At 61.9% G+C, this 25,689-nt stretch carries 20 protein-coding genes; 7 read left to right on the top strand and 13 right to left on the bottom strand.

The annotated features are described in order from the left end of the window. Positions 1 to 352 precede the first annotated feature (352 nt). The 5 genes from VJ464_08415 to VJ464_08395 all read left to right on the top strand — a co-directional run bounded on the left by VJ464_08415 (position 353) and on the right by VJ464_08395 (position 6,196). On the top strand, positions 353 to 2,032 hold the full coding sequence (locus tag VJ464_08415) for a protein kinase (GenBank protein ID HKQ05139.1): 1,680 nt from the start codon (positions 353 to 355) through the stop codon (positions 2,030 to 2,032). Between the two features lie 280 nt (positions 2,033 to 2,312). After that, complete coding sequence (locus tag VJ464_08410) at positions 2,313 to 2,789, top strand: PilZ domain-containing protein (GenBank protein HKQ05138.1); 477 nt, start codon at positions 2,313 to 2,315, stop codon at positions 2,787 to 2,789. Between the two features lie 160 nt (positions 2,790 to 2,949). Continuing rightward, positions 2,950 to 4,284 (top strand): threonine synthase, encoded by a 1,335-nt coding sequence (gene thrC, locus VJ464_08405; GenBank protein ID HKQ05137.1) that lies wholly within the window; start codon positions 2,950 to 2,952, stop codon positions 4,282 to 4,284. A 134-nt stretch (positions 4,285 to 4,418) separates the two neighbouring features. Then, a complete protein-coding gene (locus VJ464_08400; GenBank protein HKQ05136.1) occupies positions 4,419 to 5,216 on the top strand; it encodes a DUF969 family protein in 798 nt (265 codons plus the stop codon). After that, positions 5,213 to 6,196: a DUF979 domain-containing protein gene (locus VJ464_08395; GenBank protein ID HKQ05135.1), complete on the top strand. Its 984-nt coding sequence runs from the start codon at positions 5,213 to 5,215 to the stop codon at positions 6,194 to 6,196. Before VJ464_08400 ends, VJ464_08395 begins: the two co-directional genes overlap by 4 nt. Before the next feature lie 27 nt (positions 6,197 to 6,223). On the opposite strand, the gene VJ464_08390 is transcribed toward VJ464_08395, so the two are convergent. Next, a complete protein-coding gene (locus VJ464_08390) occupies positions 6,224 to 7,222 on the bottom strand; it encodes an LLM class flavin-dependent oxidoreductase (protein HKQ05134.1) in 999 nt (332 codons plus the stop codon). A gap of 149 nt (positions 7,223 to 7,371) precedes the next feature. Between VJ464_08390 and VJ464_08385 the strand changes: the two genes are divergently transcribed. Beyond that, positions 7,372 to 8,985 carry a D-aminoacylase gene (locus tag VJ464_08385; GenBank protein ID HKQ05133.1) on the top strand — a complete coding sequence of 538 codons (1,614 nt, stop codon included), beginning with the start codon at positions 7,372 to 7,374 and terminating at the stop codon, positions 8,983 to 8,985. A gap of 114 nt (positions 8,986 to 9,099) precedes the next feature. Here VJ464_08385 and VJ464_08380 read toward each other — a convergent pair whose 3' ends face one another. The 12 genes from VJ464_08380 to VJ464_08325 all read right to left on the bottom strand — a co-directional run bounded on the left by VJ464_08380 (position 9,100) and on the right by VJ464_08325 (position 24,039). After that, positions 9,100 to 9,963, bottom strand: coding sequence for an LLM class F420-dependent oxidoreductase (locus tag VJ464_08380; protein HKQ05132.1), 864 nt, complete (start codon positions 9,961 to 9,963; stop codon positions 9,100 to 9,102). A gap of 83 nt (positions 9,964 to 10,046) precedes the next feature. Further along, complete coding sequence (locus VJ464_08375; protein HKQ05131.1) at positions 10,047 to 10,322, bottom strand: hypothetical protein; 276 nt, start codon at positions 10,320 to 10,322, stop codon at positions 10,047 to 10,049. A gap of 90 nt (positions 10,323 to 10,412) precedes the next feature. Continuing rightward, positions 10,413 to 11,285 (bottom strand): hypothetical protein, encoded by an 873-nt coding sequence (locus VJ464_08370; GenBank protein ID HKQ05130.1) that lies wholly within the window; start codon positions 11,283 to 11,285, stop codon positions 10,413 to 10,415. A gap of 4 nt (positions 11,286 to 11,289) precedes the next feature. After that, on the bottom strand, positions 11,290 to 11,523 hold the full coding sequence (locus tag VJ464_08365; protein ID HKQ05129.1) for a hypothetical protein: 234 nt from the start codon (positions 11,521 to 11,523) through the stop codon (positions 11,290 to 11,292). 298 nt (positions 11,524 to 11,821) lie between these two features. Further along, positions 11,822 to 14,587 (bottom strand): malto-oligosyltrehalose synthase, encoded by a 2,766-nt coding sequence (treY, locus tag VJ464_08360; protein HKQ05128.1) that lies wholly within the window; start codon positions 14,585 to 14,587, stop codon positions 11,822 to 11,824. A 126-nt stretch (positions 14,588 to 14,713) separates the two neighbouring features. Beyond that, positions 14,714 to 17,137 (bottom strand): DUF3536 domain-containing protein, encoded by a 2,424-nt coding sequence (locus VJ464_08355; protein ID HKQ05127.1) that lies wholly within the window; start codon positions 17,135 to 17,137, stop codon positions 14,714 to 14,716. Between the two features lie 129 nt (positions 17,138 to 17,266). Further along, positions 17,267 to 17,749, bottom strand: a complete 483-nt coding sequence (locus tag VJ464_08350; protein ID HKQ05126.1) for a putative toxin-antitoxin system toxin component, PIN family — start codon at positions 17,747 to 17,749, stop codon at positions 17,267 to 17,269. Further along, on the bottom strand, positions 17,746 to 18,018 hold the full coding sequence (locus VJ464_08345; GenBank protein HKQ05125.1) for a hypothetical protein: 273 nt from the start codon (positions 18,016 to 18,018) through the stop codon (positions 17,746 to 17,748). Before VJ464_08345 ends, VJ464_08350 begins: the two co-directional genes overlap by 4 nt. A 34-nt stretch (positions 18,019 to 18,052) precedes the next feature. After that, on the bottom strand, positions 18,053 to 19,066 hold the full coding sequence (locus VJ464_08340; GenBank protein HKQ05124.1) for an RNase H family protein: 1,014 nt from the start codon (positions 19,064 to 19,066) through the stop codon (positions 18,053 to 18,055). Between the two features lie 111 nt (positions 19,067 to 19,177). Then, complete coding sequence (locus tag VJ464_08335; protein ID HKQ05123.1) at positions 19,178 to 21,403, bottom strand: hypothetical protein; 2,226 nt, start codon at positions 21,401 to 21,403, stop codon at positions 19,178 to 19,180. A 14-nt stretch (positions 21,404 to 21,417) separates the two neighbouring features. Continuing rightward, positions 21,418 to 22,941: a toll/interleukin-1 receptor domain-containing protein gene (locus VJ464_08330; protein HKQ05122.1), complete on the bottom strand. Its 1,524-nt coding sequence runs from the start codon at positions 22,939 to 22,941 to the stop codon at positions 21,418 to 21,420. A 201-nt stretch (positions 22,942 to 23,142) separates the two neighbouring features. Continuing rightward, the gene (locus VJ464_08325) at positions 23,143 to 24,039 is read right to left on the bottom strand and encodes a LysR family transcriptional regulator (protein ID HKQ05121.1); all 897 of its coding nucleotides are present in this window, start codon (positions 24,037 to 24,039) and stop codon (positions 23,143 to 23,145) included. 269 nt (positions 24,040 to 24,308) lie between these two features. Here VJ464_08325 and VJ464_08320 point away from each other — a divergent pair, with 269 nt between their 5' ends. Then, positions 24,309 to 25,658, top strand: a complete 1,350-nt coding sequence (locus VJ464_08320) for an MFS transporter (GenBank protein ID HKQ05120.1) — start codon at positions 24,309 to 24,311, stop codon at positions 25,656 to 25,658. Positions 25,659 to 25,689 lie beyond the last annotated feature (31 nt).

The following is a 25,689-nucleotide window of genomic DNA, read 5'->3' as shown; positions in this document are numbered from 1 at the left end:
TTCCGGCGCGCGACACGCGCCGCACGTGCATAATGGTTCGTAATGGGGACGGACGAATTGCAGGCCGACGATTCAATGCGCGAGTGAATCAACGCGAAAGGCCGAATGTGAGGGATTAGTGACCAATCAACCGACTTACCGGGACAACCTGCTGGCTCGTTCTTGTTGTTCTATCGGAACTGAGGCAACCGGGATTGTCCCATAGGCCCTGGACGCTGTCAATAATCGCAACATTTTCATCATAATTTGCCGGCCTCATCGGCTCTGCCAGGGGTGGAAGATTTGTATTCACTCTACAGGGGTGTTGAATTACACTCGCCTCTGACCCCGCTCAGATTGGAAGGTGCTGAAGATGCTTGAAACCGGAAGTGTACTGCAAGGCCGCTATGAGATTCTCAAGCCCATTGGCGAGGGCGGCATGGGCGCCGTTTATCTGGCGCGCGATCAGCGGCTCGGCAACACCGTCGCCTTGAAAGAAACTTTCTTCTCGGACACGACCTTGCTGGCGGCGTTCGAGCGCGAGGCCCGCCTGCTTGCCGGGTTGCGCCACACGGCATTGCCGAAGGTGATTGACCACTTCGCCGACAACGGCCAGTTTCTCGTCATGGAGTACATCCCCGGCGACGACCTGCACGACATGCTCGATGCCAGCATAGACCCGCCGCCGGTGGCCGACGTGTTGCAATGGGCCGACCAGTTGCTCGACGCGCTCGATTACTTGCACGCGCAGAACCCGCCGATCATTCACCGCGACATCAAGCCGCAGAATTTGAAGATGACGGCGAGGAAGCAGATCGTCCTGCTCGACTTCGGCCTGGCTAAAGGCAAGACCGTCGAGATGACCTGTAGCGATTCGAACTCCAGCATCTTTGGTTACACGCCGAGCTACGCGCCGCTCGAACAGATTCAAGGATCGGGCACGGACGTGCGCAGCGACATCTATGCGCTGGCCGCGACGCTTTACCACCTGCTGACCGCTCAGAAGCCGGTTGACGCGTTGACCCGCGCCGCGGCGGTCTTGGATGGACAGCCCGACCCGCTCGCTCCTGCCGCTGAGCTGAACGCGAAGGTAACGGCTCGCGTCAGCGACGTCATCGCGCAGGGCATGGCTTTGAACAAGAACCAGCGCCTGGCAAGCGCCGCCGAGATGCGCGAAATGTTGCGCGAGGCGGCGCGCCCAAGCCAGCCGGAGGCGGCCAGAACGCCGTCGCCCGTGCTCCGCACAGAGATCAACACATCGGGCGGCCCCGCGGCCTTGCGCGGCGCTTCGACGAATGTCTTCGCTTCCGTGCCTGCGACTTCTGCGCCGGCGGCAGAGAAGCCCGGCGCGCTGCCGATGCGCGCTTCGGCGCCCACTTCGAAAAGCGCGGTGCCGGCGCGAATGAATGAAAGCCGCGTCAACCGCGTTCTGCCGGCGACATCGGCGCAGCGGCGTTCGGCGACCGTCGCGCTATCAAACCGCGACGTCAGCATGTCGAAAGTCATCGCCGCGGGTGCCATTCTGGTGGTCGCGGTGACGCTCGTCGTCTTTGTTTTTACCCGCGGCGCAAAACATGATGAGGCGAACGCCGCGCCGGTCACCCTACCGAAGAGCGAAGCGACAACCGCTCCTGCGCCATCAAGCGAGCGAGCGGCGGGCGCGGTCGAAGATCGTGCGGGGTCGAATGCCGGCGCTCAACCGGCCGCCGCGAGCAAGCCGGCGGCGAGTGCCGAACAACGTCCGCAGTCTGAAGAAACCGCAGCGAAGGAAACGCCGAAAGCAGAAGCGGGCGGCTCGCCTGAAGCCAGGCCGTCAGAGCCTGTGCGAGCGCAGGGACAGGTTCCGAGCATGCAAGAGCCTGAAGGGACAAAGCCGTTGCCGCGCCCCGCGGAAGAAGAGCCGCGGCGCGAGCCGGTGCGCCAGGAGCGGCCTATGCCGCAACCGCAGGATCAAGGACCGCCGATGGATCGCATGCATCCGCCGCCGCCTTTCCCGCCGCCGCCGGGCGGGCCGCCTCCGGGTGGGCCGCCTCCAGGTCGCCGGCGGCCTTGAGACAGTTCGCCGCTGACACGAAAACTTAGGCGCGATCAAAGAGCAGATTTGAGCGGCGGTTATCGACTGTCTCTAAACTTGCCTTCTGATGTATTGCAATCCGGCATAACAAAGGAGTGCGGCAGAGGTCACGAATTTCTCGGCCTGCAATTTTCCTGTTGAGTCCCGGCGAGATTCTGCATATACTGGGCGCATCTTTTTTCAGGTTGAGAAGGGATTCGATGCCGAACCATCGCACCACACCTCGCCACTCTGGCCAAGCACAAGGAGCGCTTGTCGTATGTCGGGCCTATGCGACCGATGCAATGAAAAAACCAGCCATCTCGTAAACATCACGCGCGTGCAGGAACTCGCCGCCCTTGCGCAGCTTGGCTACCGTCAGGTCTGTGCCGCCTGCTACGACGACCTGCTGGCCGAAGCCAGTGAAGTCGAAGACGCCGACGAAGACCGCCGCTCGGAACTGCGCGCCAAGGTCGCCATCAAAGCGCGCGTCGAGGGCAACACCACGCACCTTGCGCCCTTTGCTGAAGAGATGACTATCGAAGAGATCAGTCCCTCGGGCCTGCGCCTGCACACCGGGCGCGATGTCGAGCCGGGCACGGTACTGAAAGTCAGCGTGCCGTCCTACGATTTCGACGTCGCGGCCATCGTTGAAGCCGTCTGGCGCGATGGCGGCGAGCACACCATCGGACTCAAGCTCGTCGAGCCAAGCGAGGGCTGGCAACAGTTGTGGGACGACCACGCTCCTGAGGAATAATTGCCAGTTACCAGTTGTCAGTTGCCAGTTGTCAGTTGCCAGTTGCCGACAACGTGCCATTACTTGAATACTCGCCATAAGCGATTGGTGAAAGCGAGCGCAGAATAACGGATCACTGGCAACTGGCAACTGGTAACTACTCCTTGCTACTCTTCCTGCGATGAGCGATACACATTCAACGGCTCGCTTGCGCTGCATCGAAGCGCATTGCGCGGCAACCTACAAAGCCACCGAGCGACTCTACACCTGCAAAAATTGTGGCGGCCTGCTCGATGTTGCTTATGACTTCCGTTTGCCTGCCGGCGTTGCCGAAATGCGAGCGCGCTTCCGCGAGCGTCGCATGGCGAATGACGCCGTCGAGCGCAGCGGCGTCTGGCGCTTCCGCGAGCTATTGCCCTTCGTTGACGACCCGGCGCACATCGTCACACTGGCTGAAGGCAACACACCGCTTTATACGGCACCGCGCTCGGCTCAGTATGCAGGATTACAAAGCCTGCGATTGAAGCATCAAGGCATGAATCCGACCGGGTCGTTCAAAGATAACGGCATGACGGCCGGCGTTACGCAGGCCGTGCGCCTTGGGGCGACGGCGGTGGCCTGCGCTTCGACCGGCAACACTTCGGCTTCGATGGCGGCTTACGCGGCGCGCGCCGGCCTCAAGGCGCTGGTCTTCATCCCCGCCGGTCAGGTCGCTTACGGCAAGCTCTCGCAGGCGCTCGAATATAATGCGACGGTCGTCGAGATCGAAGGCAATTTTGATGACGCCATGCGCATCGTCCGCGAGATTGCCGAAGAGACAGACATCTATCTGCTCAACTCGATCAACCCGTTTCGGCTCGAAGGCCAGAAGGCCATCGCCATTGAATTGTTCGAGCAATGCGACTGGCAATCGCCTGATTGGATCGTTCTGCCCGGCGGCAACCTCGGTAATTCGTCGGCGTTCGGCAAAGCGATTGATGAGCTGGCGGCGCTCGGCTTCATCGAGCGGCTGCCGCGGCTGGCCATCATTCAGGCCGAAGGCGCTTCGCCATTCTATGAGCTGCTCGCCTCATCCGACCACGCAACCTTCCGCCCGCAATCGCAGCCCGCGACCCTGGCGACGGCCATTCGCATCGGCAACCCGGTGTCGTGGAAGAAAGCGCTGCGCGCCATCGAGCGCACCGGTGGCGTCGTCGAGCGCGTCAGCGAGCAGGAGATTGCCGATGCCAAAGCGATGATCGGGCGCGACGGCATCGGCTGCGAGCCGGCTTCGGCGGCGACGCTCGCCGGCATCAAGAAGCTGGTCGCGGCGGGAGTAATCAAAACCACTGACGAGGTGACGGCGGTGTTGACCGGCAACTTGTTGAAAGACCCGGGCTACACCGTCGCCTATCACACAGGCAAGCTGGCGGTTGATCGTGAAGGCGAGCCGCAAGCGATCACCGGCAACTTCGCCAATCGCCCACTGCGCGTCGCGGCGGACAAGCAACAGATCAAGCGCCTGCTCAACACCTAAAGAGCAAACCCTAGCCCGCCGGCCCGACCGGGATCATTCTTGCCAAAGGCTGGAAGAATGTGAATGATAATCCGAGCCCCCGACCTGCCGCTCATCAATGAGCAGCCGCCACGGCGGGCGAGGAGGAATCCGTTATGCCGGAATGGTTCAAGCTACTGGGCATTGCGATTGTTGTCATCGGCCTGGCGCTCAAGCTGCGCACGACACTGGTCGTCGTCGTCGCGGCGCTGGTTACGGGATTGCTCGCCGGCATCCCGCTCTTTTCGAGCGCCGGCTTCTTCGAGGGCCTGCCTTACCTGACGCAGCCGGGCAAAGAAGGCATCATCAACATGCTGGGCCGCGCTTTTGTTGACAACCGGCTGATGACGCTATTTATGCTGACGCTGCCGGCCATCGGCCTTGCCGAGCGCTACGGCTTGCAAGAGCAATCGGCGCGATGGATTCAGCGCATTCGCGCCGCCACCGTCGGGCGCTTGAGCCTGGTCTATCAGTTGTTCCGCGTCCTGCACGGCATCATGGGCGTGCGGCTCAACGGCCATCCGCCGTTCGTCCGCCCGCTGGTCTTCCCCATGGCTCTAGGCGCTGCCCAATCGCAAGCGGGTCGGCAAAGCGCCGACGAGCTGCCCGAAGCAAAGGTCGAAGAGATTAAAGCGGCGACCGCCGCCGCTGAAAACTATGGCAACTTTTATGGGCAGAACCTCTCGCCGGTGCAGCCCGGCATCCTGCTGGTCTTCGGCGTGATGGCGGGCCTCGGTTATCAAGTCAGCGTCTGGCGGCTGGTGTTGTTCACGACACCGATTGTTGCGTTATCAATTATTCTCGCCGCCCTGCAATTCCACTGGCTCGACCGGCGCTATCGAAAAGAGGCGGCAGCCGCGCCGCCAACTTCAGACGGCGAAGCGGCGCTCGAAGGAAAGGCGGTGTCTGTATGACCGGCGCAATCGCGCTCTCGTGGTCGGCAATCGCCAACGCCGTCTTCAGTCTCGACACGGTCTATGTGCTGGCCGGGGTGGTGCTGTTCATCTTTGCCGCGATGACCTTCCGCGACCGCGGCAATCCGCGCCGCGTCGCCACCGGCACTTTCTGGCTGACGCTCGGCGTCATCTTCGTCGCGGGCAGTTTATTGCCGCACTGGCTGATCGGCTTGATGGTGCTGCTGATGGTGGCCATAGACGGCGTCGGCGGCGTGCGGCGCGGCGACTATGACGAAGCGACGAAGGCCGAGCAAGAGGGGCACGCCGACCGCTTGCGCGACCGTCTCTTCCTGCCGGTGCTGATGATCCCGCTCGTGACCTTCGGCTTTGCCATTGTATTCCGGCTGCTTGGCGGTGATGCCAACCGTGGCGCGCTGATCGGGCTGGGCTTCGGCGGCATCGTGGCGATGGCGGTGGGCTTGAGGCTGACGGGCGGCGGCGTGCGCCGAATGATGAACGAAGGCCGTCGCCTCAACGACGCCATGGGCGCGGTCAACATCCTGCCGCAACTGCTCGCCTCGCTCGGCGTCATCTTCACCGCCGCCAAGATCGGCGACTTGATCGCCGGCGGCATCAAGACCATCGTTCCCGATCACAACCTGTTTCTGCTGGTGCTGGCCAACTGTCTCGGCATGGCGCTTTTCACCATCGTCATGGGCAATTCGTTTGCGGCCTTCCCGGTGATTGCGTCGGGCGTGCTGGTGCCGTTGATCGTCCAACCGTTCGGCGTTGACCCGGCGATGGCCGCCATCATCACGCTCACCGCCGGCTCAAGCGGCACGCTGATGACGCCGATGGCCGCGAACTTCAACATCGTCCCGGCGGTGCTGCTGAACATGCGCGACCAGTATGGCGTGATTAAATTCCAACTGCCGTTCGCGCTGACCCTCTGGACGCTGCACGCGCTGTTGCTGTGGACAATGATCAAGCTGATGTGATCGGCGGGCCGCCTGCACGGTCCATGCTTACGACACGGCGAAGGCATCAATCATGGCGCGCACGTCGTCGCCGAGCGGGTATAGCACAGGGCAGGTGCAGCCGGCTTCGATGTACTCGGCAACTTTGGCGCGGCACTCGTCGGGCGTTCCCGAAGCGGTGATGAGCTGCACGACCTCGTCGGGGACGAGCTTCATGGCTTCGCGTATCTGATGCTCTTCGGCGGGCCAGGTCAAGACGCGGCTGATCTCGTCGAGCAACTCGGAACTTACGCCGCTGGCTTTCATGATGTGCGGCTGCTGGCCGAGGTACTGCGTCACCAGCTTGCGGGCGTTATCGAGCGCACGGCTGCGGTCTTCGTCAAGCGAGCAGACGACCAGTTGCGGGCGGTCAATCTGGGCCACTGTGCGGCCGGCGCGCGCCGCGCCGGCTTCGAGATGCTGCATCGCTTCGCGGTTGTAAGCCGGCGACACCAGGTAATTGAGCAGCACGCCGTCAGCAATCTCGCCCGACAGCTCCATCATCTTCATGCCGGTCGCGCCGATGTAGATCGGCACGCGCTTGGGCGAGCGGTCGCCATGCACGATGTCTATCTCGATCTCTTCGACGTTGACGAACTCGCCTTTGAAGCTGACTTTCTCCATCGCCAGCAGTCGCCGCACCACCTCGACGGTTTCGCGCATGGCCAGCAGCGGCTTGCGGCGCTGGACGCCGACTTTAGTTGCCAGCGGCTCCCACCAGACGCCCAGCCCGCAGAGAATTCGTCCCGGCGCTAAATCATCAAGCGTCGAGAAGGTCTGAGCGATGAGCGCCGCATTGCGCGTCCAATTATTGATGACGCCGGAGCCGACCTGTATGCGATTGGTCGTCGCGGCAAACGCCGCCATCGGCACAATGGCATCGCGCACCAGTCGGGATTCGGCCTGCCACACGGCTTCAAAGCCGCGCGCCTCGGCATAACGCACATACTCGATGGCTTCACCGAGCGGGTGTTTGTCTTGCAGGTAGAGCGCCACACGATGACTCATCTTTTCTCCTTTTCTGACCGACGACAATAGCTTAGCGGGGCGCTGCCGGCAAGGTTGATTAGCGCCGGGCGGCGGCCGCGTTCTCGTGCAGCCACGCGGCGGCTCTGCTAGACTTGAGCCCGCGGAATCTTGCTACATGGATGAATGTTATGAAGACTCCAGACCTGGTTTTGAAACGCGGGATGATCTATGACGGCACGGGCCGTCAGCCTGTGATCGGCGACGTCGCCATCTTTGGTGACGCCATTCAGGCGATTGACGCCGAAGGCGCGCTGCACGGCGTGGAAGAGATCGATTGCCAGGGCTTGAGTGTCGCGCCCGGCTTCATCGATACGCACAGCCACTCGGACATCCGCGTGCTGACCGAGCCGCAGTTGCCGATGAAAGTCCGCCAGGGCATCACGCTCGAAGTCTTCGGCCAGGACGGCCTGTCGGTCGCGCCCATTCGCCGCAAGGATCGGCGGCAGGTGGCCGAGCAGCTCGCCGGCCTTGACGGCAGCCTCGATCACGAGTGGGAGTGGCAGACGGTCGCCGAATACCTTGAGGCCATCGAGCGGGCGCGGCCTTCGCTCGACTGCGCTTACTTGATTCCGCACGGCCAGGTGCGGCTCTACGTGATGGGCATGGAAGACCGCCGGGCAACCGGCGAAGAAATCGCCGCCATGCAGCGGCTCATCCGCGAAGCGATGCGCGAGGGCGCGCTGGGATTGTCAACCGGCCTGATCTATCCGCCCTGTTGTTACGCGGACACCGCTGAATTGATCGCGCTGGCGCGCGCCGTCGCCGAATTCGACGGCGTCTTCGTCGCCCACATGCGCAGCGAGAGCGATTACATCGAAGACTCTGTGGCCGAGATGATCGAGATCGGCCAGTCTGCCGAGGTGCGCGCTCACATCTCGCATTTCAAGATCGCCGGGCGCGAGAACTGGCCGCGCATCGATACGGTGCTCGAGATGATTCACGCGGCGCAGGTGGCGGGCCTGCGATTGACCGCCGACCAGTACCCCTACATCGCCGGCTCGACCATGCTCGGCGCTATGCTGCCGCCGTGGGCGCATGCCGGCGGCGTCGAAGCGACGCTGGCGCGGCTGGCCAGTCCGGATGAGCGCCAGCGCATGCGGCGCGAGATGTTCGACCGCAGCCCGGCGCACTGGGACAATTTCTGGAAGTGGTCAGGCCCCGAAGGCATCATCGTCTCTGACATCCCTTCGGGCAATCACCCGGAGTACGTGGGCAAGAACCTCGCCGAAGCCGCCGCCCTGGCGCAACAGGCCGGGCAGGTCAGCGAAGAGACGGCGATGGAGTTTGCGTTTGACTTGCTGGCCGCGGAGCGCCTGGGCGTCGGCATGATCAGCTTCAGCCAGTCGGAAGAGGTTGTGCGCAAGATCATCACGCAGCCTTACGTCAACGTCTGCACTGACGGCTTGCTCGGCGGCAAGCCGCACCCGCGCGCTTACGGGACGTATCCGCGCATCCTCGGTCGCTACGTGCGCGAGCAGAAGCAGATTTCACTCACGGAGGCGGTGCGCAAGATGACCGGCCTTGCGGCAGAGACCTTTCAGTTGAAACGTCACGGCCTGATCGCCGAGGGCCGGCGGGCGAACCTGGTCGTCTTTGACGCCGAGCGCGTCATTGACACCGCGACGTTTGGCGATTCGCGGCAATACCCCGAAGGCATCGATCACGTCATCGTCGCCGGCCAGCCGGTGATTCGCGACGGCCAGTCTTACATCGAAGGCAGCGGCACGGCCATCAAGCGATAGACGATTAGCAGAGGCTTCCTTTTTACCGCAGAGGACGCAGAGGGCGCAGAGATTAAAGTTAATCTCTGCGCCCTCTGCGTCCTCTGCGGTAATCAACCTTCACACCAGGTCGCGCTACCGAACCAGCCCGGCGTACTGGTCTACGAGCGGCATGACGGTGTCGCGGTCGGCGGGCGGCAGCATCAGGATGGCGCGCTCGACGCCGATGGCTTCGAGTTGATCGAGGGCTTCGCGCTCGGGCTTCGCGCCAAAGATGGTGATTGAAATTGCCTGCGGGTCACGTCCCAAGCCTTCAGCGCGGCGGCGCAGCTCAGCGATCTTTTCCGCCAACCCTTCCAGGCGATAACCGATAGGCATCCAGCCGTCGCAGAACTCGGCCACGTAATCAAACGTCTTGGACGCAAACCCGCCCATCAGGATTGGTGGGTGAGGCTTCTGCACAGGCTTCGGGTATGACCAGACGGGATCGAAGTTGACGAAGCGCCCGTGGAACTCGGCTTCCTCTTTCGTCCAAATCTCTTTCATCGCCAGCACGCGCTCGCGCAGCAGGCTGAAGCGCGTCTTGTAGGCGGTGCCGTGATTTTCCATCTCTTCGGCATTCCAGCCAGCGCCGATGCCGAAGATGAAGCGCCCGTTCGACAGCCGGTCGAGACTGGCGACCTCTTTGGCCGTCGTGATGGGATCGCGCTCGATGATTAAACAGATGCCGGTCGCCACCTTGAGCTTCGTGGTGACGCTTGCCGCCGCCGTCAGCGCGACGAACGGGTCATAGGTGTGCCAGTACTCTTTCGGCAAATCGGTGCCGCCAGGGTAAGGCGTGCGGCGGCTCGCGGGGATGTGCGTGTGTTCGGGAACCCAGAGCGATTCAAAGCCGCGCGCTTCAAGCTCGCGCGCCAGATCATCCGGGCGCATTGCGTAATCCGTTGAAAACATGCCGGCGCCGTAAAGCATAATCGCCTCCAGTGTGATGGTGTGCAAACGCCACCATCATACCGGCAGGCCGGCGCAAACGGCAATGGGGAGGGTTGCTGGGCCAAGGGTTTTGCGCGGGCGGCTGTGGTTTACGAAGGCTTGCGCTCAAGCTTATCAACGCGCTCTTCCAGGTCGCGCTGGTCTGCCTGTAGGCGGGTCATGTTGCCCGACAGGGTGTCCATCTGGCGGTCAATGGCGCGAAAACCTTTTTGCATCTCAGCGCGCAGTTCGGCAATCTGTTCGGTGATCTGGCGAGAGAGTCTTTCTTCGACTTGGGTGATTCGTTCAAGTATCGCAGTGACGCCAGGGGACGTGTCGTATTTGTTCGGGTCGCCGGGCTGCTGTTTTGTCGGGTCGTCGCTCATATTGCATCACTCCCAAAGCGAAAGGGCTTCTGCTGGGATTATGATGCGTGGCAACGGCGCGCGTCAATTAACAACACGACAAACGCAGCGTCACGCAGCGCTTTTGGCCAGGGCGGCTTCCGTGGGTTCGGCGGCGCGCGCGAAGATGGCGACTTGATAGAGCGCCGCCATCAGCCAGCAGCATGCGAACGTCCACAGCAGGTGCTGCTCGACGAACGTGGCCGCGGGCTTCGACCACCCCGACAGCAGCGCCAGCGCCAAAAACGAGCCGTCGCGCGCCACGCCCGCTATGACGACCATGTTCCAGACGCGCGCCACCGCGCCGCCGCCCATCTGCGAGGCGTAGCGGCGCACGACGATGCACAGCGACGCAATCACCGCGCCCACCGAAACCGCCACCAGCCGGTAGACCATCATGTAACCGTCCGGGTTGGCGATGGCGGCTCGAATCAGATTGCCGCGGAAGATGAACGTCACCACCGGCAGCGCGCACAGCGCCACGATGTAGAAGTAATCTATGGGCAGCAGCTTGAACGGCAGCCCCGTTGACTTGTACGAGCGGATCGTGGTCAGCAGCGCGCCGACAAATAGCACGTCGCTGGCGGTGTAGAGGTAGCGCAGCACGACGATGTAAAAGAACAGCGCCGCCGAAGCGCCCTCGTGATACTCAGGCAGCAGATTGAATGAGAGCGTCAACAGTCGGGCTTCGGCCACCAGGCGGACGGTCATAAAGACGACGATCAGCGTCCAAGTCACGTAGCCCGGATCGCCCGCCGCAAACGCGCGGCGGGCGCGGACGAACTGCGCCAGGGCGAAGACTTCGACCAGCACGGTCGCGGCAAACAGCGTCAAGGTCACGGCGGTCCCGGCGGCGGCGCCTTTGAGGCTCATGGCCGCGGCAAAGATTGCCGGAAAAATCACGAGTGAGAAGACGAACGGCTTGACCAGAGATTTTGCGCTCATTTGCTTAGACTCCTTTGCCCAGTCTGGCGATTTCTTCAGAGGCCCGCAGCGCGCCCGCCGTCCCTAACCAGACGGCCATCATCGGGCGCATGGCGCTGGCCAGCTCAGGCACGCGGCTCGGCGCGATGTCGTCAAAGGGCATGTGCATCTGTATGCAGTAATGTTTCAGCAAGTTCTTGGCGGTCGCTTCTCCGATCACCGGCGCAAGATAGCCGAGAATTTTTTCGTGCATCATCATGGTTCCCTACCCTTCACGCCCATAGCGCAGGTGCAGGCGAATGCTGTCGCTGTAACGACGAAGCTCGAAACGGGGAGCGTTGCAAAGGGCAGTAACGAGAGAAGCCTGAGCCGCGAGGCGTTGCTGAAGGGCTATCGCTTACCTGGCGAGTTGCATTATAGTGCGGGCCAATTGCTGGTCAATAGTTTTTGCACGGGCAGCTTGCAGCCTAGGAGCGCGGGCAGCTTGCCCGCCAGTCTTGCGTATGTGAAAGATTGCGGGCGAGACGCCCGCGCTCCCAGGCCAATCGACAACCGTTCTAAGTGAGCAGCGCCACAGGGAAGCGGCGCAGCGCATCGGCGACAACGATCTGTTTGATCGAAGGCAACGATTCGTCCGTGAACGCGTGACGCCATACGCGCGGCACATGCTTCGGCAGCGCGACCGCAGTGTCGCCCCACAGATCGCCAATCGGCAACGTCGGCGCGTCAATCAGCGACACCAGCAAACGCGGCGCGATGACGACGGCCAGTTGATCGCCGTGCCGCCGCGCAAAGGCGATGATGTGCGCCGCGCGCTCGCCGCTCACCGCAAGCGGCAGGTACTCGCCCTGCTCGAACAGCTCGTGATGGTCGCGCCGTGCCTGCAAGGCGCGGTGCGTCACAAACAGCTTGATGCGCCCGTCTTCGCGTGTCGTCAGCAATTCGTCGGCGAGCCCCGCGATATTCGACTCGGCAGCCCGGCGCAGCTCGTCGAGCAGTTGCCGCCGCTGCTCGTAATCCACCGGGCGGCGATTGTCCGGGTCTACCAGGCTGAAGTCCCACAGCTCGGTTCCCTGATAGAGATCAGGCACGCCCGGCACCGTGAGCTTGATCGTCGTCTGCGCCAGCGAATTGAAGATGCCGTAATGCGCCACGCGCTTTTGAAACGATGTGAAGCTCGCAAGAAACTCCGGCGACGCGGTCAACAGCTTCTCTGTAAAATCGAGCAGCGCCGCTTCATACTCGGCGTTGTTGTCTAACCAGAAGGTGTGCGTCTTGGCCTCGCGCGCGGCCTTGAGCATGTACTGCTTCATTCGCTCGACAAAGCCATTGCCCGCGCCCCCGGCAAGCGGCCATGCGCCGACCAGCGTTTGGTAGAGAAAGTATTCGCGATTGCGGCTCGGCACTTCTTCGTCCTCGACCGCGCGCTTCAGTCTTTGGTTCAGCTCATGCCATAGCTCGATGTGGCGCTGCCATTCGTCGGGCATCTCTGACAGCACATTGATGCGGGCGCGCATATCTTCGCCGCGCTTGGTGTCGTGCGTCGCCGTGGCGTTCATGGTGCGCGGGAACGCGCGCGCCCGCCTTTCGATGGCTTGATGAAAATCGTCAACCGAGAAGCCAAAGCGCCCGGGATTGCCGCCGACTTCGTTGAGCGACACCAGCCGGTTGAAGACGTAAAACGCCGTGTCTTCCAGCCCCTTGGCCATCAGCGGCGACGTGAACTGCTGGAAGCGCATCACGAAATCGAGCCACTGCGCCCGGTGGTCTTCGGCGAGGTATTCGGGGTAATCGAGCAGCAACAGTTCGCCCAGAAAATCGAGGGCGCGCTCAAGCGAGGGATTCTTCAGCTTCGCTTTTTCGATGGCCTCTTTGACCTGGCGGCGCTCTTGACGGCTGATCTCGCCGCCGGCGATGTAGGTTCGATAGACCGGAAAGACGGCGGCGGCTTCCGTGATCGCCTGCATCAAGGCTTCCCACGCCAGGTCAATGGCATCGCGCGCCGTCGTCGAGATGGTCTTCAGCAGCGAAGTCAAATTGTCGAGGTCGCCCGTGAGGTGGCGCTCGATGATCAACTTCTTCTTCTCGTATAGCAGATCGTCGTAGGCCAGCGTCTCGCCGCTGAAGGCCAAGTAAATCTCCTGAAAGCGCGCCTCATGATTCTGATCGACGAACAGCTCATTGACGAAGTTTAGGAAGTCGTAGCCGGTTGTCCCTTGAACCGGCCAGCCCTCCGGCAGTTGCTCGCTCAGCTCAAGAATCTTTTCGACAACGATGAAGGCGTCGGGGGCGCGGCGGCGCAAGCGCTCGACGTATTCGGTCGGGTTGTACAGTCCGTCCACGTGATCGATGCGCAGGCCGTCAATCTTGCCGTCGCCGAGCAGGCCGAGCGCCAGGCGATGCACGACATCAAAGACCCGCTCGTCTTCCATGCGCAGCGAGATTAGCTCGTTGATGTTGAAGAAGCGCTGATAGTTGATCTCTTTCGAGGCGACGCGCCAGTAGGTGAATTGAAACCACTGCTGCGCCAGCATGGCGTCGAGCAGGTTGACTTCGCCGTTGAACTCGACGACGCGGCGGTCAACAAATTCGCGCACCGCCGGGTTGTCGCGGTACATCGCCCAGAGCGCATCACGCGCCAAAAGCATCTGTGCCGTGCGCGACAGCGGGTCGGCCTTGGCATTGTCGGCGAGGTTGGTCAGCACGACGACGATGCCGAGCATCTTGATGAAGTCGTGATCTTCAGCGCCCAACCGCTCTTGCAGCTCGCCCAGTTGATGGCTGATGACTGTCGCGTAAGATTCGATGCGCAGCGGGTAGACCGAATCATAGTACTTCACCGCGAAATTGCCGTCGCCGTATTGCAGGGCAAGCTCGCCGCTTTCGAGTGTTTCGCCGTAAGGCTTGCCGAGGAATGGCGCGATGACTTTGCCGCGCAGGTTTTCGCGCAGGTGATTCCAGAGAATGTCGAAGAAGCCGAAGTACGGCGAGCCGGGGCCTTTCTCGAAGACATCCATCAGCATGCGGTTGCGGCTGTCGTACGCCATGTGGTTCGGCACGAAGTCCTGCAACCACGTCATCGCCTGTCGCTGAACCGTGGCAATCAAGGCGTCGAACGCTTCCTCGGTGCCAAGCTCCGGGTTCAAACGGTTCGGGTCGGTGACGTCATAGCCATGCGTGCTGCCGGGCCGCGCCTTGAAGATGGGCGAGGCGTAGACGGTCGAAACACCGAGCCCCGCCAGGTAATCAATGATCCGCTCTGCATCGGCGAAACCGAACTCCGGCGTGAACTGCAACCGGTAAGTCGCCACCCACTTGCTCATGCTCTACTCCCAGGAAGAGTGACAAGTGACGAGTGACAAGTGACAAGAAGAACCGCGCCGTCCAGATATGGCCAGGATACAGCGTCACAACGTCTTGTCACTCGTCACTTGTCACTTGTCACTCTCCTACGCGCTCTTGAGGCGCAAATAATCGCTCAGGCGAATGAAACGCTCGATCCACGAGGTCGCGTTCCGGTCGCCGTTGGTGTTGCGCTCGATCATCTCGCCGAGCATCTGTTTGCTGGTCACGAAGAGTTGATTGCGCACCTTGAACAGATCGAGCCCCAGCTCTAGCCCTTCAAGCGCCGTGAGCATCGCGTGCAACTGTTCGAGCGGCGCGCTCGCCTGCGGGGCGCAGCGGAATTGTTCGATCAGCGATTGCGCGCGGCGGCTGGCGACAAAGCCAAGCGTCGTGCGGTCAACCTCGAAACGCCAGCGGTTGACCTCTTCAATCAAGCCGGCCACCTGCGCGGCGTCGAACTCCGTCTGTTCAATCGCCCGGCGCAAGTCGCTGTTGATCGTCATCTCTGCCGTCACCAGCAGGGCTTTCGGGATCGGCGCCCGCTGCTCGCGCATCGCCCGCATGATCGGGTAGTGGTGGCCGTAGATGCTGCGGAACGAGCCGGCCACTTCGTCCAGCGTCGTCTTCAGGATGCGATCCCACACCCGGCGCTGCTCGTCGCGGAACAGGTGCCACAACGAATAGTTGTGCGTCTCGAAATGCTTGTCCATCAGGCGAATGATCTCCGCGAGATCGCTGCGGTCAAACGCCTCTTTGATGTCGCGGCGCATCTGGGCGAAGCTCGCTTCGTCCTCAAGCTCGCGCACGCCGCCGAGCAGGTTATGGTCGCCCAGGTGCAAGACCGCGAAGCTGATCCGGCTCTCGGCGGCGGTGACGTTCGAGCGCAGGTGCGCCGAGCCGAGGGCCAGTTTTTGGCGGCCCGCTTCACGGCGCTCGTAACTGCCGCGCTTCGCTTTGTAAGCGTAGATCGTCACCTCGTCACCGTACTCTTCAAACAGCGACGACACCGCGTAATGCGCGCCGACGCGCAGCAGGTCGACCTGCATTGGCTTGACGAAGCTGCGGTAGACGTCCGCGCCCGTCGGATGCTCGGCGAGATTCGACGGCGCGTCGGCGAGCAGCTTGATGAATGGCGGCTCAAGATCAATGCCGGTGATTTTGTGAGCCAGTTGAATGGCGCGCGCCGCGTAGGCCATCACCTGAGTCGTTTCGATGCCGGAGATTTCATCGAAGAACCAGCCGCAACTGGTATACATCAGCATGGCATGGCGCTGCATTTCGAGCAGCCGGAAAGCGCGCACCTCGTCGGCCCGCGACCACTCGCGCACGGCGTGGGCCGCGAAAAAGCGCGCGACGTTTTCATCGCCGCGGTCGAGGATGACGCCGATGTAATCGTCGCGCGCCCGCCACGGGTCGCGGACATATTCGGCCATCGCCTTTTCGTAAAGCCCGGCCAGCTCATCGCGCAGCCAATCCAGGGCTGCGCGCAAGGGCCGCCGCCATGCCTGTGACCAGTCCTTGCGGCCCATGTTGCAGCCGCAGTTGCTGCGCCAGCGCTCGACGCCGTGCGCGCAACTCCACGAGGTGTTCTCGATGATCTCGACTTCGTGGGTCGGCGGGTGCTGTTCGAGGAACTCGCCATAGACCGCCAGCCGCGCCAGATGGTTCGCTTCGATGTGGTGCAGGCAATAGGCCAGCGCCATGTCGCCGAAGTGGTGATGGTGGCCGTAGGTTTCGCCGTCGGTGGCGACGTTGACCAGTTGCGCGTCGGTGCGCCGGGCCTCAAACCCACCGAGCAAACGGTTGGCGAATTCGACGCCGCTCGCCAGCAGCCCGCCGAAAGCGACCTCTTGAGCAATCGGCCCATCATAAAAGAACAGGTTGATCGAGCGGCCCGACGGCAGGCGGCAGCGGTAGGCCATGCGCGGATCGATGCGCCCGCCCGAAGCGTCGCGCCAGCGCCGCAGGTTGCGCTTGCGGACGCGCCCGGCCTGACGCGGCGCAAGAATCGTGAAGAGGATTTCCTGTTCGGCGAGCGCTTCAAGCGTCGCCAGATCAACGGCGGTCTCGGCCAGCCACATGCCTTCGGGCCGGCGACCGAAGCGATGCACAAAATCTTCGATGCCCCAGATGACCTGCGTGCGCTGATCGCGCGCGCTCGCCAGCGGCATGATCATGTGGTTGTAGACCTGTGCGAGGGCCGCGCCGTGGCCGTTGAAACGCCGGCGGCTTTCGTGATCGGCTTCGACGATGGCGGCGTGAACGTCAGGGGCGTGACGCGCCATCCAGCTCATCAGCGTCGGTCCGAAGTTGAAGCTGATGCGCGAATAGTTGTTGACGATTTCCGTGATGCTCTTATCCGCCGCCAGGATGCGCGAGGCGGCGTTCGGGGCGTAGCATTCCGAGGTGACGCGCTCGTTCCAGTCGTGAAATGGGTAGGCCGAATCCTGTAGCTCGACTTCTTCGAGCCAGGGATTCTCGCGCGGCGGCTGGTAGAAATGTCCGTGAATGCAAATCTGGCGATTCATTCGCCGTCTCCGTCATCTGCCCTGCGACACCTCCGTGTCGGTCATCAACACAGGTTCTCAGGACCATAGTTAACTATGGCGTAAGCCACCGCCGCGGGCAAGCAGGCAGTAATCATCGACATAGCCATCTCAGAGATTTTTCTTAGCCAGGAGTTGTAGCAAGGCTGCCGGATCAACAACCTTTAGCGGTCTGAATCGGCGCCGAAATTCTTTGCAATCGTTGCTGTGCCCGATCATTAAATCGAGCAGGTCTCTATCACGGCTGGCGAGGTAATCGGCCCTGGCTTCTACCGCAAGATTGATATAAGGCTCGTCTTGGGGATCGCGTGGATATTCGAAGATTCTTGGCACCGGATGGATCAGCGAGGCCATCCTGCTGAGGCGTCTAAAAAGCGCTTCAACGCGCACGTCAGTGAGATTCGGGAAGCGTCTCCTCAGCTCCGAGCGGCTCAGCAGGTCACGCGCCTCATTCAATGTGTCCTGACTGACAAAGAGGGTGATTTTCTTATCTTCCACCAGATCGAGCAAGCGCGCTGCCGGGCCTGCCTCATTCACCAGTGCTTGTAGAAATACCATCGCGTCCAGGACGACGCCGGGGCGGCTTTTGCTCATTCATCTTTCGCTTTCTTCTCTTCCCACATGACGTGCCGCTCCTGCTCAATTAAATCGTCAAGTCCCTCCTCTGTCATTCCGCTGTCGCGGAAATCTTTACGAACCGGGGCGAGAATTTCGCCGAAAGATTTTTGAGAAAGAACCTCCGTTTCAATCAACCTTCGCAGGTAATCCTCTGCGCTCTGGCCGTATGGCTTCCCTAGCTCATGTAGGATTTCTCTTGTGCCAGGTGGCAGCCCACTGATTTCGATGGTTTCAGATGCGCTCATATTTCCCCCTGCTTCATTTTACGCCAGGTTTAACTCAACCCAAAAGGCCCGCAATCGCCGCGAACTCGCGCCACAGCGCCGTCAGGCGCGCTTTCAGCTCGTCATCCTTGAAGCCGTGCAGGTAAGGCGAGAAGGGCTTGCGGCGGGTGTGGTAGAGGTCGAAGTAGCCGAGCGTCTTTTCGTCTTCGTCGCGGATCAGCAATCGCGCAAACTGGTTGTTGTAGAGGCCTTCAAAGGCCGCGTCAATTCCCTGCACCATCAGGAACTCGATGAAACGCTCTTTGCGGTCGAGCAAGGCGATGACCAGTGGGTCGGTCGGCGCGGCGTCGCTTTCGCCTGCTTCATCGCGCCCGGCGCTCTCGGCGAGCGCGCCCTGTTTGGCAAGCTGGTCGGCGCGCTCGTTCCAGCGATTGCCGGTGTGCGCGGCGACCTTGCGCCAGCGAATGCGGATGCCCGACTGGCGCACGCTTTGGCCATACGCCTGAGTCATTGACTGATTGGCCTTCCACGCGCCGGTCGCCCATTTCTCGACGCCATAGTAGTCGTAAAAAATCTCGACTTCACCGACTTCGTGTTGGCGGCACCAGCCTAAGCCTGCTTCGACGGCGCGCAGCTCGCCCGCGACCTGACGCGTGCCGTTGACCTCGGTTGATGCGACCGGGCCGCACAGCTCGGCGACGACCGCGCCGTCGCGCAAGATCACCACGCCATAGCCGGTCGCATGGTTGATGTACGAGCCGTCAACGTACATCTGCCAGCCGCGCGCCGTTGGTTGCGCCGGGCGCGGCTCGTCGTGCCAGCAATCTTCGAGGCGGGCGACCAACGATTTGTCTTTCAGCTCATGCGTCTTCAGCGAAAAGGCGTTCTGTTTCGGGCTGAAATAGAGGTTGACCCTTCCGTAATCTCGACCACCAACCGACACGGCGAGCTTAACCGTGTAGTCGCGGAAAGAGTCATCGAGGATCGTGCCGCTGATGCCGGCGCGGTCGAGCGCGGCGATGAACGCCCTGGCGCGCTCGCGCAGCTTGTCTTCAAACAGATAGCCCATCGGTTCGTCTCATCAATCAAGAATTGCCCGCGGCAGTGGCGCGTGGCCCGCGACTTCGGGGCAATTAAGGATAAGGCTTTTTGCGCGATTCGTCGCCTGCCGGCGCGGCGCTCACTCTCTGGCCGAGGCATCTGTCATAAAGATATTCGGGCGGCTGTATTGAAAATGCGTAGCGTCGCCGTCGCCGCCCCAACTGAAATCGAACTCGCGGAGAACCGGCACCAGCTCAAGGACGGAGCCGCGCTGGCCGAGCGGCATGGCGGGCTGGCCCGGCTGGTTGTATTGGCGATTGAGATCGAAGCCGATGCCGAGCGCGTGCGTCGAAGGGCCGCCGCCCTGGCCACGCTTGAAGTTGAGGATCAGCGGATCGTCAGGCCGGACAAAGGCGTAATCCAAGGTCAGGACGCGGTCCAGCAAGCCGCGCTCTTTGATCGCCCGGAACGCCCGCTGCAACTGCGCCGCCGCGATGCGATTGAACTTGATCGTGCCGTTGACCGGCTGATCGATTTCGCGCAGCTCCGGCACATTCACCTCGATGAGGTTACGTTCAATCCAATTGTCGTAAAACTCCATGCGGCCATCGGCGAGGCGGCGCAATTTGATGTCGCCGACAATCGGGTGGGGATAGGTGACTTCGTCGCCGCGGAAATACTCGTCGGCAATGTCGAGCAGTTTCTCGTTCTGACGGCCCAGCGATTCTTCTTGCCGCAGGCGCTCTTCAACGACCTTGTCGCGCTGTTCTTCGACGACGTGCAGGAGATGGTCTTTATGCTCGGCCTCGCGCGCCAGGTTGTAGTTTTTGACCAGCGTATAAGCGCCCGCTGAGCCGATCAACAGCAACGGCACGAGGAAATAAAAGGTCAGCACCAGGTTGCGATGGCGGCGGCGGCTGATGTCGAGAAAGCGCATCGCCGCGTCAAAGTCTTCGTTGTAACGCGCCGCCCACGCCGCCGTCGGCTGCTTCTGCGCCTGCCATTCGAGCGCGTAGCCGAGCTGCGGATTGCGCCAGGGCTTCGAGCGCCCCTCGCGGTAGAGCAGCGCCGCGTCAACGATGCGCAGGTAAATCTTGCGCGATTCGGCTTCGAGGTTGACCCAGTCGCCGAGCCGCGTCCACTGGCGGATCAAGCTCTCATGCGAGATGTCTATGGTCACGTCGCCGGTCAACTTGTCTTCGTAGAGGTTGACGAAGTTGCGCCGGTTACAGCGAAAGCGCTCGACGATGGCAAGCACTCGTTCGCGCGACGCCCCGGTGATGGCTTCGATCTCGCTCAGACGCGCCGGGCGGCGGATGCGGCGGCCCCGCGCGTCCGTGTCGGTCAGCGTCTGGAACATGCGCTTGGTAATCTTTACCTCGTCGTCGCTCATGCCGGCGAGGGCCGCTTCGGCGTCCTTCGACAGGGCCTCCTTGATGGTGCCGATGTTCTCGTAATGTGTCAGATCAATCGCGCCTTCGCGCGTGCGCTGCCAGTCCTCCCAGGTGCGCATCAAGGCATGTTGCATGACCGGCAACTGGTCGGACTTATCGCCGGCGTCGTTCAGCACGCGGTCGAGCAGGCGCTGGGTGATACTGGCGCCAAACAAGCGGATCGGCCCTTCGATGGCGTCCTGCCGCTGGCGGCGCGTCAGGCGCGGCACCAGGTATTGACTCTGGTTCATGGCCTCCGGCAGCCCGAAGAAGTTGTCACAGTCGCCGATGAAATCCGAGCGCATGGTGAGGACGACGAAGATCGCCAGCTCGCGCTGCGCCGCCAGCTCTAAGAGCAGCGCCACGAACTCTTCGGCTTCGTTGCGCTTCACCGGATCGTCATCGCGCAAGGCGAAGCGGAACAGCTCTTCGAACTGGTCAACCAGCAGCAGCAGGTTAGACGCTTCGTCGCCAAGCGCCTCTTGCAGGCGAGTGATGACGGCCTGCGCGCCTTCGCCGCGCACCGCTTCGACGAGGCCGTTGATGTTCGCCTTGCTGGCTTCGACCGAGGCGGATTCGAGCAGCGCGACGGCCATGTTTTCAAGCGGCGCGTCGCCCGGCTTCATGGTGGCGACGTGCCAGAGGTCGCGTTCTTCGACCAGGAAGCCGGCCTTGAGCTTGGGGATCAACCCGGCGCGGACCAGCGACGATTTGCCGCAGCCCGAGCTGCCGACGACCGCGAGAAAGCGGGTGGCGTGCAGCCTTTGCAGCAGCTCGATGGCTTGCTCGCGCCGCCCGAAAAAGAGCAAGCTCTCCTCGCTCTCGAACGGGCGCAGCCCGACGAACGGGTTCAGCGCCTCGGTGCCGGCATCGCTGCCCGCGAGCAGCGCCGGCGTCTGTGTTAAAGATCTCGTCGTACGCTCCGGTCTCATAATCGTCCAACGACTCAAACCGCTTCGAGCAGCGGCTTGAGCGCCTGCGGGTTGCCGAGGTCAGCCGCATCAAAGGTATAAACCGGGAACAGGCCGAGGCGGAAATCGCTGTCGACGCTCTTGCGCCGCGCGCCCGCATAAAAGACGCCGCAGGCTTTCAGCGGGCAGCCCTCGGTGATGGCGATCTCGACGGCCGCGCCGAGCCGCGCCCGCACCCATTCCGAAGTCACCGAGCCGAAGACGATGATCAGCTTGGTGACCTGCTTCAAGCGCTCTTCAAGGATGCGAATGTTTTTGCGCGGGTCATCTTCTTCAGGGTTGATATAGGGATGCACGTTCTTGTCCGACAGAAAGCGGATCAGGTCGAGGGCGTAGAGTTGATCTTTGAAGTGCGTATCAACCAGCGCCGCCAGCGGCGCGGCATCGGCGGGCGGGCGGCGCTGCGCGGCTTCGATCTCGTCGAGGATTTCGCGCGGCAACTCGGCGGGCAGGCCGCGCAGGAATTTGTAGGTCGCCTCGCTGCGCTCGCCGTTCTCCAGGCGGTCGAGGAACTCTTTATAGGTGCCGTCTTCAAGCGTCGCCAGATCGAGCGCCTTCGGCACCCAGATGAATTGCGAGCGCGCATGCTCGATGCTCAGCTCGACCTGGCGCTGGGCGTAGGATTTCTCTTCGGCGTCTTCGATCTCGCGGCCCGGATAAGTGTCGAGCAGATGCACGGCCAGGTGCGCGCCGCCAATGGCGGCAATGGCGCGCTCTTCGTGCGCCGCGGCTTCGTAAGGCGGCGGCACGTCGGCGATGACCCGTATGCCTTTGCTCTGAAGCTCGGCGGTGACGCGTCTGCGCAACGTGCGCAGCGAATCGGCGGTGTCGGCCAGAAAGACCGTGAAGGCGTCCGGTGCAGGCGTCGTCGCCGCGGCGCTCGCGCCAGCGGCGGGCGCCGCCGTAACCGGCGCAGACGCGCCCGCCGGCGCTGCGGCGGGTAAGCACTCTTTCATTGCGCAGAGCGTGCGATAAACCGCTTCGACGAGCTTGCGCATCTGCAATTGAAAAGGTTTCTCCTGCGGGTCTACCGGGTAGCCGAACTCGTCCGGCGATTCCGCATCGTGAAACGGGAAGCCGCTCGTGCGCCCGAACTCGGTGGGCCATTCGCCGAACGGGATGTTATTGAGCAGTACGTTGAAGATGCGCAGCCGGTCGCCGACCGCCAGCCCTAAAGGCTCTTTGCCGGCCTTGGCCTCGAACAAGCGCACCTCCTGTTTGCAGTAATCCGAGGCCAGATAGCCGGACGACGTGAGGGCGATGAAGATCGCTGAACTGATGATGGCGTCTTCGATGGTCTTGTCGAAAAGCTGGCTGCCTTCGAGCGTCGGGTCTTGCCAGATTTTGACCGCGCCCATGCGCCCGACGCGCTTCGACATTTGCAGGTCGAGGTGTTCGCGGAACTGCGTCACCCAGCCATCGGCTTCATCAACTGCGGCGTTGTCAACGTGCGCATAGCTGATAAAAATGTCGTGCTGAAATCCCGGTAAATATCCCATTAGTTCTCCCCAGCGCGCCGGACGGTCAGCCCCCGCATCGTCCACGATCTGGATACAGGGAAGGCGACGGTCAGGCGTAACCTTCGTAACCGAAGCGTTGCGCCGGCTGTCATCATGTCAGTTGTCTGCTGGTGCGGAGTAAGGGTAAGCGAAAACACTGTCGAATGCAACGCGATCATTATGCGCCGCAAGCCACGCCACTTAGGAGGCCGCGGCTGCCGCGCCGTCCGTGAGCATCTCCATGAACTTGCGCGCCGCGGCGCTGAAGATCTTCCCTTTGCGGTGAATGATGCCGATGGGGCGCAGGAAGGTGTCGTTAAACTCGATGGCCCGCAGCGCCCCCGAGCGCAGCTCGTTTTCGACGGCGGCGCGCGGGATGATCGTCACGCCGAGGCCGGCTTCGACCGAGCGCTTGATGGTCTCGATGTTGTCGAATTCCATGACGTACTGCACCGTGGCGTCGTTGTCGCGGAGGATTTTATCCACCGCCTTGCGCGAAGACATGTCGCGCTCGAAGCCGACGAAGCGCTGACCGCTAAGGTCTGCGACCGCCAGCCGTTTGTGCCGCGCCAGTTCGTGTTCCGGGCTACAGACAAAAACCAGGCGGTCGCTGCGGAAAGGGATGATGTCGATCTGCGGGCGCGGCACCGGGTAAGCAACGATGCCGAGGTCTATCGTGTGGTTAATCACATCTTCGTAGACTTTGTTGGCGCGGCTGTATTCGATATGGATGTTGGCGTGCGGGAATTCTTTGATGAACTGTTTGACGACCGGCGCCAGCTCGTGCAGGCCGACCGTGTAGATCGTCGCGACGCGCACCTGGCCGCTGATCGTGTCGCCCAGCCCCTGCATCTCGTCGTTGAGCGAAGTGAAGCGCTCGATGATCTCGCGGCAGCCTTGATAGAAGGTCAGGCCGGCGGGCGTCGGCACCAGTCCGCCGCCGCGACTGCGCTCGACCAGGCGCTTGCCGAAGCGGTCCTCGAAGGCGCGCACCTGCTGGCTGACCGCCGACTGCGAGATGAAATTCTTGACCGCCGCTTTCGAGAAACTGCGCGTGTCAATCAAGTCGCAAAACACTTTGAGCGATTCGATATGCATAACGTCACCTTATGAGGGCCATGCCTACCTTTCATTCATACTTATAGCATATTTTTTTTTGGAACCACAGATGAACCACCGACCGTTGGTCGGAAGGCAAAAGGCAAAAGGTAAAAGGCAAAAGGTCGGAGCCGGATTAATCAATAGCCTCAAACAATCTATTCATTCCCCTGCCACATTTTTGCCTTTTACCTTTTGCCTTTTGCCTTGCGGCGTAGCCGCCCGTTCATCTGTGGGTGCTTCTTCTCCGGCTTTGCTAGAATGCATGAATGCAAGAGAGCAGGCCGGGCCGGAAGGTTGGATACGTCGAGTTGTTGCGCGGCAATCGCCACTTTCGCCGGTTGACGATTGGCCGGCTGATCTCGCAGACCGGCGACTGGTTCAACAGCGTCGCCCTCTTTACCCTGCTCTTGAACCTCACCGGGTCGGGCGAAGCCATCGGCCTCGTCCTCATCATCAAGCTGCTGCCGCAATTTCTGGTCGGGCCGCTGGCCGGCGTCGTCGCCGACCGCTTCAACCGCAAAGCCATCATGATCTGGGCCGACGTGCTGCGCGGAGTGCTGGTCTTCGGCTTTCTCTTCGTCAATCGGCCCGAACAGGTGTGGATCGTCTACCTGCTCGCGGGGCTCGAAATCATCCTCTCATCTTTCTTCGAGCCTGCCGAATCTGCCGCCGTGCCGATGATCGTCCGACGCGAAGAGTTGATCGCCGCAAACGCCCTGGGCGGCGCGACGTGGTCGCTGACGCTGGCCTTCGGCGCGGCGCTGGGCGGCGCGGTGACCGACCTCTTCGGCAGAAACACCGCGTTCGTCATTGACGCCATTTCGTTCTTCATCTCTGCCGCTTTCATCTGGGCGACGCGCATCCCAAAGCTGCCGAAGCGCGAGCGTGACAGCGCCCAGCGCATGTCGTGGCTTGAGATGACCGGCATGGCCGACATGATCGAAGGCGTGCGGTATTTGAAGACTAACCCGCACGTCATCGCTCTATTGCTGGTCAAGAGCGGCTGGGGGCTGGGCGGCGGCGTGCTGCTGTTGCTGGCCATCTTTGGCCGCGAGATCTTTCCGCTGGGGCATGACGGCAGCGCCTCGATTGGCTTGCTCTATGCGGCGCGCGGCACGGGAGCGCTGCTCGGGCCGATGATCGCCACATGGATCACAGACGATTCGCCGCGTCCCATGCGCCGCACGATCAGCATCGCCTTTTTTGTCTCGGCCATCTTCTACCTGTTATTCTCGGGCTCGCCGTCGCTCGTGCTGGCGCTGCTGTTCGTCATCGGCGCGCATGCGGGCGGCAGCATCCAGTGGGTCTTTTCGACGACGCTGTTGCAACTGGCGGTGCCGAATCGTTTCCTCGGTCGCGTCTTCGCGCTAGAGATGGGCTTTCTGACGCTGGCGATGTCGCTGTCAACCTACGTGACCGGCTGGGGCTTAGACCACGCCGGCCTGAGCGCCCGACAGATGGCCGCCTGGCTGGGCGCGGCCTTCCTGATACCGGGACTGACGTGGCTGGTGTTACAGCGATGGCTCGATAAATTCGAAACCGGCCTCGGCGAGCGCACACCAACGGCCATTGAGGCCGAGCCGGCAACCGAGACTTCATTCCCGCCGGTCGCTTAATCCGCTACACAGTTTGCAAGAAAGAAAAGCT

This window comes from Blastocatellia bacterium (assembly GCA_035275065.1).
GTDB lineage: Bacteria > Acidobacteriota > Blastocatellia > UBA7656 > UBA7656 > DATENM01.
The sequence above is the reverse complement of the archived record's forward strand: the minus strand, read 5'-3'. Positions and strand labels throughout refer to the sequence as shown.